We start from the raw sequence: 12321 nt of genomic DNA, 5'->3' as shown, positions 1-12321 counted from the left end.
TTCGCCCTCCCTCGGTTGTGTCGGATGCCGGTGCCAACTGCGACGGCGGCGCCCCCAGATCTTCGACAGTAGGCAGCGGCGGGGTCGGCGCCCTGGCCGCTCGGTAACCGGCAGGTGAACGGGCCGCGAAGGTTCAGCTTTCGCGCGACAGAGGGCGGATGATCTCAGCTCACGAACATGCGTGAGCGCCCGGCTCGTTCGGCCCAGGCGGGCGACGGTCGGAACTGCCCGGTCGCGGCGAGCACGATGACGAGCACGAGCGGCACAAGCCATCCGGACCACCCGAGGATGCCCGCGTGCACGGTGTCGACCTCGTGGCCGCTCGCGACGAACACGATGGAGAACCCCGCGGCCGCGTTGAAGGCGCCGTGGGCGATGGCGGCCGGCCACACCGACTCGGAGCGCAACCGCAGCCAGCCGAAGACGGCACCCGTCACCGTGCAGACGCCGACCATGAGGAGGAGCGCGAGCCAGCCGGGCGCGCCGGGATAGTTGTAGCCGAGGAGGATGAGCGGCGCGTGCCAGAGGCCCCAGATGAGGCCCGAGAGCAGCAGTGCGGGCACGAGGCCGAGGCGCAGGAGGTGGGGAAGCAACCATCCGCGCCAGCCGAGCTCTTCGCCGAGGGCGGGGAGGACGTTGAGCAGCGCGCCGATCAGCACGTTGAGGAATTGGGCGGCGACGAGCAGGGCGATCGGGGCGGGAAGGGCTGCGGCGTCTCCCGTGAGGCCGGCCCGGGCGATGGATTGCTCGATGAGCTCGCGGAAGCCCGAGAAGGTGACGAAGTCGGCCGGGTAGACGCCGAAGAGGGCGCCGACGGGCAGTGACGCGAAGACGAGGGCGATGGTGCCGAACAGCGCGATGGCGCAGTAGCCCAGGAAGCGGGGTGCGGGCGTGAGCGGCCAGAGGCCCAGGCGGCGCAGCGGCCAGCGGCCCCGGTCGACCGTTGCGATGACGACCGCGACGGCGATGGTCGGGGTGAGCATCATGGCGATGGCCAGTTGCGGCGCGAGGGGATTGGCGAGGCCGCCGTCGATCCAGAGCGGAGCAGCGACGAGCCACGCGAGCCCGAAGGCGAGGACGAGGAACAGGGCGAGCGCGAGGGTCCAGCGCGCGGTCGAGAGGGAGCGCGCGCCAGCCGGATCGAACGAGTCCACGGGCGTTGCGAACGGGGCCACGGGCGTTGTGAACGGGGCCGCGGGCTGGGCGCTGATGGCGGAGTCGGACTTCGCCGCCGCAACCCGCGCGGCGGGATCGGTCGGTTTCGCCAGGGAAACACCCGCGGCGACGGAACCGGGATCGTAAAGGGGTGCGCCTGCGTTCGTCATCCGTCCCCTCGTCGCTCGCAGCCGAGGACTCGTCTGCCCCCCGGCGGCTCCAGGGTATCGGACGAGGGATTTCTGGCGAAGGCTGCCTCGTTTGCTGCGCCAGAATCGAGACATGACCCCACCCGTCGAGATCGACACCCTCCTTCCCGTCGAGGGGCCGCTGGATGTGAGCTCGCTGCGACGCTTCCTCGACGCGCACGTCGTCGCCGGCCTGGATGTTGTCGATCACGCGGCGGGCACGACGACCCGCTCGCTCGACGCCCCGCACGGCCCGGCCGTTGCCACGATCTTCTGGCCCGACGAGGTGCGCGATTTCGAGGACTCTGCTTCTCTAAAGGTTCACCTGCGGCTGTCGCGGAAGGACGACCGCGATGCCGTCGTCGCGCTGCTGCGCCGCTGGCTCGACCTCGATGCCGACTGGGAGCGCATCGCCGCCGACCTCGGTCGCGACGAGCGACTCGGACCGCTCGTGGCCGCCCGCCCCGGACTCCGCATCCCGGGATCGGTCAACGGCGCCGAGACCGCGCTCTTCACGGTGCTCGGGCAGCAGGTCTCGCTCGCTGCCGCCCGCACTTTTCAGGGACGACTCGTCGCCACACTCTCACCGGTGAACGCGCTGGGATTCCGGTCATCCCCCGACCCGGCCGCCGTCGCCGACGCCCACACCGAAGACCTGCGCGCGGCCCTCGGCATCACGCGCAGCCGCGTCGCCGCCCTGCAAGCCCTCGCGCGTGTGCTCGCCGACGGCCTCGAACTCGCGCCGCATGTCGATCACGCCGACGCCCGCCGCCGCCTCCTCGCCGTGAAGGGCATCGGTCCGTGGACCGCCGACTACGTGGCCCTCCGCTGCCTGCGTGACGACGACGCGTTCCCGTCGGGCGACCTGATCCTGAGGCGCGCGCTCGGCGCGAAAACGCCGGCCGAAGCCATCCGCCTGGCCGAGCCTTGGCGCCCGTGGCGCGGCTACGCCACGCTGCACCTCTGGACCGCGGCCGTCTTCGTCGACGCGCAGCAACCCGCGGACGCCCTTCCCCCGGCTTAGTCGGTCACCGTCAACGCGCGCCACGCACCACCCACCTCCCACCTCCCGCCACCCACCTCCCACAACGCATCTCGCATCTCGCATCTCGCACCGCACACGCATGGCACCGCAGACGGATGTCCCGCCGCACCATCCGCCGTACCGTGATCGCATGACGAGCCACGACCGCGCCCCGCATCCGAGCACCCCCTCGACCGAGCCGCGCCGCGCTTCCGCCACGCTCCTGCCGCGGGCCCACCGGCGTCGACGAACACCGCTCGCCCTCGCAGCGGCCGCCATCCTCACGGCCGGCCTCGCGACGCACTATCTCCTGTCGGGCGTCTTCGCGGATGCCCTCGCCGACGGGCTCTACACGGCCCTCATCGCGGTCGTCATCCTGCTGATCGGCCCGCGCCTGCGCCCCTGGGTCGCCGCAAGCGCCGCATTCGCCCTCTCGGCCGCCGTCGAACTGCTGCAACTGACGGCACTCCCGGCCGCTCTCGCCGAAACCGTGCCGTTCTCGCGACTCATCCTCGGCACCACCTTCGCGCCACTCGACCTCGTGTTCTACGCCGTCGCCGCCCTCATCGTCGGCGTGCTGGATGCCGCAATCCTGCGCGCACGCCGCCGCACCTCACCCGGGCTGGGGGTACGGGCGTAGCCTTCCTCCAACTCTGGAGTCACATATTACTGAGGCGGCCCGGTATCCTGAGAAGTCCTAACTAATCTCCCGGGGGAACTCTGATGGCAAACGTGCTGATCGTCGAAGACGATCGCGACCTGGCCACGCTTCTCAGCATCCGCCTGAAGAAGGCCGGCCACGACGTGTCGCGCGAAGCCGACGGCGCCTCCGGGCTTGCGGCCGTCACCGCCATCCACCCCGATGTCGTCATCGTCGACTGGATGATGCCGGGCCTGTCGGGCATCGACGTGTGCACGGCCATCCGCAACGATCCGGCCCTCGAGCGCACTCCCGTGCTCATGCTCACGGCCAAGACCTCGCCGGCCGATGCCGAGGTCGCTTACGGCGCCGGCGTCGACGCTTTCCTCTCAAAGCCCTGTTCAACCGCCGAATTGCTGCAGCGGGTCAACGCGGTTCTCGAGAGTCGCCGCGCCAGCTGACGAGCCGTTCAGCGCGGTAACACCAGCGCGACCGTTGTGCCCCGGCCCGGGGTGCTCTCGATGTCGATGCGACCGCCGTGGCTCTCCACGATCGCTTTGACGATGGACAGGCCGATGCCCACGCCCTGCACCGCGTCGTCCCGCACACCCTGGGCGCGGTAGAACTTCTCGGTCGACTGCCGCACCTCTTCGCGGTTCATGCCGCGCCCGTCATCCGACACCGTGATGCGCGCCTCGGCGTCGTCAAAGGCGAAGCCCACGCGCACGATCGAACCCGCGGGCGAGTACTTCACGGCATTCGAAATGAGGTTGTCGATGGCCTGCTCCAACCGATGGGCGTCGCCCTGCAAACGGATGTCGCCGGCAACCGTCTGCGTTAAACGGATATCCTTCGACCGCGCCATGGGCCCCAGCTTGTGCACCGACTGCCGCACCACCTCGGCGGGCGAGATATCGGTGAGGAACGTCGTCATCCGGCCATCCGACACCGAGAGAAGCTCGGTCACGCGCCTCAGCAGCTCTTCCGCGTTGCGGCGGATCACGGCCGTGTATTCGTCGACCCCCAGCGCCTCGGTATCGATCTCCTCCTCGACCAATTCGAGGAACCCCAGAATCGATGCCAGCGGCGTGCGCAGTTCGTGCGACACCGTGGCCAAGAACTCTTCGCGCAGATTCACGGCCTCGGCGAGCGCCGTCACATCGTGCCCGACCACGACCGTTCCGAGCAGTTCACCGTTGGGCCGGCGCACCTGATCGGATGTCACGAGGATCGCGATCTGGTCGCCCTCGGGCCCCAGCCATTCCAGGTGGTTCTTGATCAGGTCGCCCCGCAACGCCCGGGGAATGACCTGCTGGTCGAGCGGGATGAGCGTGACCCGGTCGGCCTCGCGCGCCTCTGGCCCGGCATAGGGCGGAACGTCCGCCCGGAAACCCGACCGCTCGGTCATCTCGGCCGCGCGCGGGTTCGACCGGGAGAGCTTGCCCTCGGCGTCGTAGAAGGCGACCCCCGCGTTCACGGTTTCGAGGATCGCAGTCGACAGCGCCTCGGCATCCTGCGACCGGCGCAGCGTGCGGTTGACCTCGCGACCCCGGGCCGCGACGGCCGCCTGAGCCCGCCGCAACTGCGCGGCTGCGACGTTCACGGTGGCGGTGATCCCCATGGCGATAGCGGGAAGCATCACGATGTTGAGCCACTCGAGGGGCGTACGCGGCAATCCGCCCGTGGCGAAGAACGGGAAAACGACGATGAAGAGGGTGCCCGCCACGGCCACGACGGCGGCCCAGCTGCGGAACCCGTAGGCGATCCAGAGCAGGGGGAAGACGCACAGCAGACCGGTCGACGGCACGAACGGCAGCAGGATGTCGCGCATGAAGGCCACGGCGACCAAATCGAGGGCCGGCACGACGAGCATCCAGTGCGCGTTGAACTTCTCCCACGGCACCACGAGCGCAGCGAGCGTCGCGAGGCCCGCGATGCCGAAACCGGTCAACAGAATGGGCACGTTGAGCGTGTAAGGCAAGATGACGACGACGGCGATGAAGAGGCCGAAGACGCCCAGAGCGAAGGGGAGTTGCGTGCGGTAGAACACGCGGAAGCGTCCGCGCAGCGACGGTTGCGGTTCGAGAAGGGGCATGATGCTCCGAAAGGCAGGCGGGTAAAGAGGTATTCGGGGGTACGTCGAACATTAGGTCATGCACAGCACCGTCGGCGCCGCCACGCAAGGACGTTCCTCCCGTGCGCGGCCGTCGCTAGGCTGTCCAGACGCCAGACCGGTGCACCGAACGGGAAGGACGACCATGCCACTCGATCCCTATTTCGACGAGATGCTGCGGGCAAAACGGGTCGACACGTTCGCCGGGGTGCGCGCGCAGATCGTCGACGTGGTGCGCGACATCCTGCCCTTCGCCGTCCTCCCGGCGCCGTCGGGGCCCACTCCACCGTCGGCGTCCGCGACCTTCCTGTTCGGTGCCGACAGCGTGGGCAACCCGAGCGCCGCACCGAAAACCGCCCGCGCCGCAGCACCCTCCACGCCCACCGGCGCTCCGACTGACGCGCCCATCGATCGCGACGCCCAGCGCGCCCGCGAGCGCGAGAAGAAGGCCCTGCGCAAGACCGCCGCATGGAAATACCGCAACGCGCAGAAGTGGGACACCAAGCTCTATAACAAGGTCGGCTGGCCGGCCCCCGAGCTCGCCTCGGACGACCACACCGTCGTCGTGCCGGGCTACCCCGATGTGCGCGTGCGCATCTACCGACCGGATGCCGCCGCCGCCCGCATCCCCGCCGTCATCACCTTCTTCGGCGGCTCATTCCAGCTGGGCGGCATCGACTGGACGAGCGTCGACGCCTCCTACCGCCTGCGCACGCGCGATTCCGGTGTCGCCCACGTGGCCGTCGACTACTCCCGCGCGCCCGAGTGGCGCTACCCCACGCCCGTCGAGCAGGGGTACGCAACGCTCGCCTGGCTGGTCGAGCACGCCGACGAATTGGGCATCGACGCCGCGCGCATCGCCATCAACGGCACCTCCGCCGGGGGCAACATCGCCGCGGCGACGGCCCTCATGAACCGCGACCGGATGAATCATCCGCTCGCCCTGCAGCTGCTCGAGGTGCCCGTCACCGATCTCACGGGCAGCCACATCGACCTGGCCCCCATCCGCGCCATGGGCATCCCCACGTTCCTCGCCCGGCGCGAGCTGACCTCGGTTCCCCAGACCTATCTGGGCGACCGCTCGCGCGACCGCGAACGCTACGCGTCCCCTCTCTTGGCCGACGACCTGAGCGGCCTGCCGCCCGCCTACGTCTTCACGTCGGAGTACGACGCCCTGCGCGCCGACGGCCAGGCCTATGCCGCCGCTCTGAGACGCGCCGGGGTGGAGGCTCACGCCGTGCAGTATCAGGGCGCCAATCACGAGGCCGCCATGTTCACCGCCGTCGTCCCGCTCGCGCGCCGTTGGCACCACGACGCCGTCGCGGTTCTGCGCACCCTGCACGACGCCGACGCCGCAGGCGAACCTCAGGGGCGAACGCCACTGGGCAGAGCACAGATGCACAGAAAAGTTAGGTAGCCCTCATTTGCATAGGGCGTCTGGTAACTAGATCGTCTAGGGTTGGGGTATGCGGGGAGAACAGACACGCGAGTCGACGGGGTATTGGTACTCCGGCGATGACGCGAGCCCTCGCGGGGTCGACGTGCTCAACGCGCTCCGTCTCTACCGCGCCTCCGAGAGCGCTCTGCGTCGCCGCACGCGTTCGGCCATGGGCATGGGCGAGACCGACCTCGTCGCCGTGCAATACCTGCTGCAGCAGCAGCGCGCCGGCAAGACGGTCAGCCCGAAAGAACTCGCCGCTCATCTGAACATCTCGTCGGCGAGCACCACGATCCTGATCGACCGGCTCGCCAAGTCGGGGCACGTCGAGCGGGTTCCGCACCCCACCGACCGCCGCGCGCTCATCATCGTCCCCACGGTCGAGTCCGACAGCGAGGTCCGAGCAACGCTCGGCACCATGCACACGCGCCTCATCGAGGTGGCCGACTCGCTTCCTCCTGAGGACGCCGTCACCGTTATGCGCTTTCTGGAAGATATGCGCGAGGCGATCGACTCCGTCGAATAGCCGTCCCGCCGGGTTTTTCATCCGCCCGCCCCGCGGAAACCGAGGTATCCGGCAGATGAATTTTCGTCTCCCTGTTGCTTTCCCAACTATTTAGCTAGTTAGACTAGCTACTAGACGCACGGAGAACTCGGCGTCTCACATTCTGAAGGAGAACGACCATGGGAACACTCATTTACGGCGCGGATGGCTCCAACATCACCTTCGAAGACCGCCTGCTCGCCCACCTGCAGATCGCCATCATCACGAAGCTGCGTCGCAACGAGCCTCACACGCTGTCGTGGGAGACCCCGTCCTACGAGGGCAGCGGCCGTTCCACCGTCTGGCTGCACCCCGCCGTGCCCATCCAGTTCAAGTTCTCGGGCAGCAAGAAGCCCGTCATCAACCGCATCTGGGTCGAGCAGCTGCTGCACAGCGCCAACAGCACGGGCGGCCTGCAGGTCATCCCCGAGCCCCGCCCGACCAACGCGGTCGAAGGCTCGGAGCAGAGCCCGAACGCGACGCAGGCAACGATTCCGGCCGCGCGCCTGACGCGCTCAGCCTCGACTCCCGTCGCCGCACCCACCACCGCGCCCGCCGCCCGCCGCACCCGCGCCGCCCGCGAAACCGTCACGGCGTAACACCGCCTGACGGCCATTTCATCCACACAACCGACAGGTCGAGCCCCGGCTCGGCTTTGCTCGGTTAACGAGCAAAAAGGCCGAATGATCAGCCGGCTGACTCTGACAGCAGTAACCTCGAAGTGATGAGTAATTTTGACGATGAGCAGCTCGAAGTAGGCGACACGCGCACGATCGACGTGGACGGTGTCGAGACCCACATCAGCCGCGTCTCAGCTAGCCGCTGGACCGTCATCGAAGAGCCCGGCTCCTCGCTCGCCGGCTGGATCAAACGCTCCTGGGATGCCGACGCCGTCAGCTGGGAGGCCCACTCGGTGCGCATTCCCACGCCGTTCGAGTCGCAGTCCTTCGCCGATGGCGTGCGCTTCATCGTCGGGGCCGGCCGCTAGTCTCTGCCCTCCGTCACCCCTTCCTGGCTGCGAATCTCGCACAAGGGGTTGTCGTTCTCGCTTCTCCCGGGTGAAATAGCCACAGACCGACGACGACGTCGGTTCCCGCATCCCTTCGCGGCAGCCCGTCGACCCACCCGAACACGAGTCGACCTCATCGATCACAGGAGATCGACATGAGCGCACCGATCCCGACCGAGCGGCCGCGTGGCCGCCACGCCGCCCCCACCCCCGCCGACGATTTCGTCATTCCCGACGCCTCCATCTACGACGTCTTGTTCGGCGACCTCACCGACGACGAGCTCGCGGCCACCGCCATCATCAACGGACCCTCGGGCGCCGAGACGAGCTACGGGCAGCTGGTCACGCAGATCGATCTGACCGCCGGCGCACTCGCGGCCCGCGGCATCCGGGTCGGCAGCGTCGTGGGCGTGCTGTGCCCCAACGTGCCCGTCTTCGCCACGGTGTTCCACGGCATCCTGCGCGCGGGTGCGACCGCCACCACCATCAACTCGCTCTACACCGCGCGCGAGGTGGCCAACCAGCTGCGGGATGCCGACGCCCACTGGCTCTTCACCGTCTCGGCGCTCTTGCCGCACGCCGCCGAGGCAGCCGTGGAGGTGGGCATCCCCAAGGCGCAAGTCATCGTCATCGACGGGGCCGACGGGCACCTCTCGCTCGCCGACCTGCTCGCAGAGGGACGCGAGGCGCCCGACGTCCAGTTCGACCCGGCCGAACATCTGGCCGTGCTGCCCTACTCGTCGGGCACGACCGGCAAGCCCAAGGGCGTCATGCTGACCCACCGCAACCTGGTCGCGAACATCCTGCAATCGCAGACGCACATCAGCCTGGGCCGCGACGATCGCGTGCTCGCCGTGCTGCCGTTCTTCCACATCTACGGCATGACGGTGCTGCTCAACTACGCGCTGCTGCAGCGCGCGTCGCTCGTGACCGTGCCCAAGTTCGACCTGCCCGAGTTCCTGCGCATCGTGCAAGACACGAAATGCACGTGGGTGTTCGTGGCGCCACCCATCGCCGTGGCGTTGGCGAAGCATCCGCTCGTCGATCAGTTCGACCTGTCGAGCGTGCAGGTCATCTTCTCGGGTGCGGCCCCGCTCGACGGCGCCCTGGCCCGCAGCGTGCAGGACCGCCTCGACTGCATCGTCTGCCAGGGCTACGGCATGACCGAGACCAGCCCCGTGACCCACGCCGTGCCCACCGACCGCACCGACATCGACCGCAGCGCCATCGGGCTCCCCCTGACCGCCACCGAGGCGCGCCTCGTCGACCCCGAAACCGGCGCGGATGTCGCGGCCACCGACTCCGGCCCGTCGACGCCCGGCGAACTCCTCGTCCGCGGGCCCCAGGTGATGAAGGGCTACCTGAACAACCCCGAGGCGACGAGCGAAGCCCTCGACGCGGACGGCTGGTTGCACACGGGCGACATCGCGTCGGTGGACGAGCAGGGTGTCTATACGATCGTCGACCGCCTGAAGGAGCTCATCAAGTACAAGGGGTATCAGGTGGCGCCGGCCGTGCTCGAGGCCGTGCTGCTCAGCCATCCGAAGATCGCCGACGCGGCCGTGATCGGCGTGCCCGATGACGACGGGCAGGAGATTCCGAAGGCCTTTGTGGTGCGACAGCCGGATGCGGCGCTCACCGACGCCGAGGTCATGGACTTCGTGGCCGCCAACGTGGCACCGCACGAGAAGGTGCGCCGCGTCGAATTCATCGACGTCATCCCGAAATCCTCCTCGGGCAAGATCCTGCGCAAGGACCTGCGGGCCGGCACCGGACGCTGAGGCGCGCTGCCGAAACGGGGGACGGACGCGCGCGGGCGCAGCGGGTAGACTGGGCGCATCCATCCCCCTGACACCCGGGAGTCACAGGTGCCCACAATCGTCGTCGAGGTCATGCCCAAGGCCGAACTGCTCGACCCGCAAGGAAAAGCCGTCGCCGGCGCACTGCACCGGCTCGGCAAGAACGAGTTCACCGGTGTGCGCATCGGCAAGCGTTTCGAACTCACCGTCGAGGGCGAGGTGACCGAGGCCACGCTCGCCGAGGTGCGCGCCCTGGCCGACGACATGTTCAGCAACCAGGTGATCGAAGACGTGGTGAAGATCTACGTGGCCGAAGATGCCGTCGTAGCACCCGCGGGAGCCTGACCCCATGCGTATCGGTGTCATCACCTTCCCCGGCTCGCTCGACGACCGCGACGCCCAGCGCGCGGTGCGCATGGCCGGCGCCGAACCCGTCGCGCTCTGGCACGGCGACCACGACCTGCAAAACGTCGACGCCATCGTGCTGCCCGGCGGTTTCAGCTACGGCGATTACTTGCGCGCCGGCGCCATCGCCTCGCACGCGCCCATCATGTCCGAGGTCATCGACGCCGCCGAGCGTGGCGTGCCCGTGCTCGGCATCTGCAACGGCTTCCAGATGCTCACCGAGGCGCACCTGTTGCCCGGCGGCCTCATCCGCAACGACCACGGCTCGTTCATCCGCCGCGACCAGACCATCGTCGTGGAGAACGCCGACACCGCCTGGACGACGGACTTCGAGCAGGGCGAAGAGATCGTCATCCCACTGAAGAACGCCGAGGGCGGCTTCATCGCTTCGCAGACCGAGCTCGACCGCCTCGAGGGCGAAGGGCGCGTCGTGTTCCGCTACAGCGGCATCAACCCCAACGGTTCGCTGCGCGATATCGCGGGCATCACCAACGAGCGCGGCAACGTGGTGGGCCTCATGCCGCACCCCGAGCACGCCATCGAGGCCGGTTTCGGGCCCGACACCACGCTGGCCATGCGTTCCGGCATCGACGGCCTGCGCTTCTTCATGAGCGCCATTCGCGCGCTGCAGACGGTTTAGCCCTCACCGGATCAACCGCGTGACGACCGACACGCAGGTGCCGAGGCCAGCCGGCGGCCGCCCCGAGTGGGCGCGCCGGCTGACCGGCATCGAGGGCCTGCGCGGTCTGGCCGCCCTGGCCGTGCTCGTCTACCACGTGCAGCGCAACCTCAACCGGTCGAGCGCCGACGTGTGGCCGCTCGGCGAGGTGTCGTTCCTCAGCCACGGCCTCACGCTCTTCTTCACCCTGTCGGGCTTCCTCCTGTTCCGCCCGTTCGTGGCGGCGCTGCTCGACGGGCGCGAACACTTCGGCACCGCCCGCTACCTGCTCAACCGCGTCATCCGCATCTTCCCGGCCTACATCGTGGTGCTGCTGTTCTCGAGCATCGTGCTGCAGGTGGCCTATCTGCCCCGCCCGGTCGACGGCCAGAGCGCCGAGTTCGGGCGGCTCGACGCGGGCGACACCCTGCTGAACGCCGTGTTGCTTCAGGGCTACTTCCCCCGCACGGTGCGCTCGGGGCTCGAGGTCGCCTGGACCCTCGGCGTCGAGGTCGCCTTCTACGTGCTCATGCCGCTGCTCGCGTTCGGCGCCGCCTGGTTGGCGCGGCGCTTCGTGCACCCGTTGGTGGGCAGCATCCTGCCGGCCGCATTCTTCGCCGTGCTGGGCATCGCCGGCAAAGTGTGGATGCTATCGAGCGAGGTCGGCATGGATGGCTCCGAGAAGCTCAGCTTCGAGTGGGGTGCCAATCGGACGACCGTCGTGGCCCGCAGCATCCTCGTGCACGGCGATCTCTTCGCCTACGGCATGATCGCCGCCATCATCTTCATCTATGCCGAATCGGGGCGCATCTCGCTCAAGCGCCTCAACCGCTGGCGCTGGGCCGCGGCACTCGTGGGTGTCGGCGCACTCGTGCTCGCGACGACCGATATGACGGGGCCGTTCTCCTCGAGCCTCGTGGCGATCGCGTCGGGCGCGGTGCTGCTGTTGGCGGCGACACCGCGGTCGGCGGGGCATCCGGGGTGGGCGGGGCGTCTGTTCAGTTCGCGCGGGCTCGGATGGTTCGGCCTCGTGTCGTTCAGCATCTACCTGTGGCATCTGCCCGTCATCCGGTTCATGCAGGTGCACGAACTGGCACTGCCCGACACGTTGCCCGGGTTCTTCGGCAACCTGGCAATCGTGTTCGTCGTGACGATCGGGTTGTCGGCGCTCACGTACTACTTCGTCGAGGCGCAGGCGTTGAAGTTGAAGAAGCGCAAGGCGCCGGCGCCGAGGAAGCCCTCGTCGGCGGCCGACGGCGAGACGTCGGGGCTCGGCTCGGCCGACGCGGGGCCGCGCTGACGGACGGCAGCCGTGCGTTCCCGCGGAGGACGCAGCCGCCGGTCACCC

13 protein-coding genes are annotated in these 12321 nt (G+C 68.7%); 11 read left to right on the top strand and 2 right to left on the bottom strand.

Features of this window, described 5'->3' with window-relative positions; genetic code table 11:
* Window positions 1-164: 164 nt before the first annotated feature.
* A complete protein-coding gene (locus ALI44B_RS11895; protein ID WP_083709944.1) occupies window positions 165-1325 on the bottom strand; it encodes a CPBP family intramembrane glutamic endopeptidase in 1161 nt (386 codons plus the stop codon).
* Window positions 1326-1437: 112 nt separating this feature from the next.
* Between ALI44B_RS11895 and ALI44B_RS11890 the strand changes: the two genes are divergently transcribed.
* From ALI44B_RS11890 to ALI44B_RS11880, 3 genes are all read left to right on the top strand, one after another.
* Window positions 1438-2367: an AlkA N-terminal domain-containing protein gene (locus ALI44B_RS11890; protein WP_077054850.1), complete on the top strand. Its 930-nt coding sequence runs from the start codon at window positions 1438-1440 to the stop codon at window positions 2365-2367.
* 151 nt (window positions 2368-2518) lie between these two features.
* Window positions 2519-3007 carry a ribosomal maturation YjgA family protein gene (locus ALI44B_RS11885; RefSeq protein ID WP_179100258.1) on the top strand — a complete coding sequence of 163 codons (489 nt, stop codon included), beginning with the start codon at window positions 2519-2521 and terminating at the stop codon, window positions 3005-3007.
* 83 nt (window positions 3008-3090) lie between these two features.
* The gene (locus ALI44B_RS11880) at window positions 3091-3468 is read left to right on the top strand and encodes a response regulator transcription factor (protein ID WP_077054849.1); all 378 of its coding nucleotides are present in this window, start codon (window positions 3091-3093) and stop codon (window positions 3466-3468) included.
* A gap of 8 nt (window positions 3469-3476) precedes the next feature.
* Here the strand turns inward: ALI44B_RS11880 and ALI44B_RS11875 are convergent, their stop codons facing one another.
* Entirely contained in the window at window positions 3477-5102 is a 1626-nt protein-coding gene (locus ALI44B_RS11875) for a sensor histidine kinase (RefSeq protein ID WP_077054848.1), read from the bottom strand.
* 163 nt (window positions 5103-5265) lie between these two features.
* Between ALI44B_RS11875 and ALI44B_RS11870 the strand changes: the two genes are divergently transcribed.
* The 8 genes from ALI44B_RS11870 (at window position 5266) to ALI44B_RS11835 (ending at window position 12273) form a co-directional block, all read left to right on the top strand.
* Complete coding sequence (locus ALI44B_RS11870) at window positions 5266-6537, top strand: alpha/beta hydrolase (protein ID WP_083709940.1); 1272 nt, start codon at window positions 5266-5268, stop codon at window positions 6535-6537.
* Window positions 6538-6586: 49 nt separating this feature from the next.
* The gene (locus ALI44B_RS11865; RefSeq protein WP_077054847.1) at window positions 6587-7084 is read left to right on the top strand and encodes a MarR family winged helix-turn-helix transcriptional regulator; all 498 of its coding nucleotides are present in this window, start codon (window positions 6587-6589) and stop codon (window positions 7082-7084) included.
* A 158-nt stretch (window positions 7085-7242) separates the two neighbouring features.
* Window positions 7243-7701 (top strand): DUF7882 family protein, encoded by a 459-nt coding sequence (locus ALI44B_RS16190; RefSeq protein WP_077054846.1) that lies wholly within the window; start codon window positions 7243-7245, stop codon window positions 7699-7701.
* Between the two features lie 125 nt (window positions 7702-7826).
* A complete protein-coding gene (locus ALI44B_RS11855) occupies window positions 7827-8090 on the top strand; it encodes a hypothetical protein (protein ID WP_077054845.1) in 264 nt (87 codons plus the stop codon).
* A gap of 176 nt (window positions 8091-8266) precedes the next feature.
* Window positions 8267-9892 (top strand): AMP-binding protein, encoded by a 1626-nt coding sequence (locus tag ALI44B_RS11850; RefSeq protein ID WP_077054844.1) that lies wholly within the window; start codon window positions 8267-8269, stop codon window positions 9890-9892.
* Window positions 9893-9979: 87 nt separating this feature from the next.
* A complete protein-coding gene (gene purS, locus ALI44B_RS11845; RefSeq protein ID WP_077054843.1) occupies window positions 9980-10255 on the top strand; it encodes a phosphoribosylformylglycinamidine synthase subunit PurS in 276 nt (91 codons plus the stop codon).
* Between the two features lie 4 nt (window positions 10256-10259).
* Window positions 10260-10955 (top strand): phosphoribosylformylglycinamidine synthase subunit PurQ, encoded by a 696-nt coding sequence (purQ, locus tag ALI44B_RS11840; protein ID WP_077054842.1) that lies wholly within the window; start codon window positions 10260-10262, stop codon window positions 10953-10955.
* A gap of 19 nt (window positions 10956-10974) precedes the next feature.
* Window positions 10975-12273, top strand: coding sequence for an acyltransferase family protein (locus tag ALI44B_RS11835; protein WP_238592194.1), 1299 nt, complete (start codon window positions 10975-10977; stop codon window positions 12271-12273).
* Window positions 12274-12321: the final 48 nt, after the last annotated feature.

The sequence above is a fragment of the Leifsonia sp. ALI-44-B genome (assembly GCF_001984125.1).
Classification (GTDB): domain Bacteria; phylum Actinomycetota; class Actinomycetes; order Actinomycetales; family Microbacteriaceae; genus Okibacterium.
This window is presented reverse-complemented; position numbering and strand designations above follow the sequence as displayed.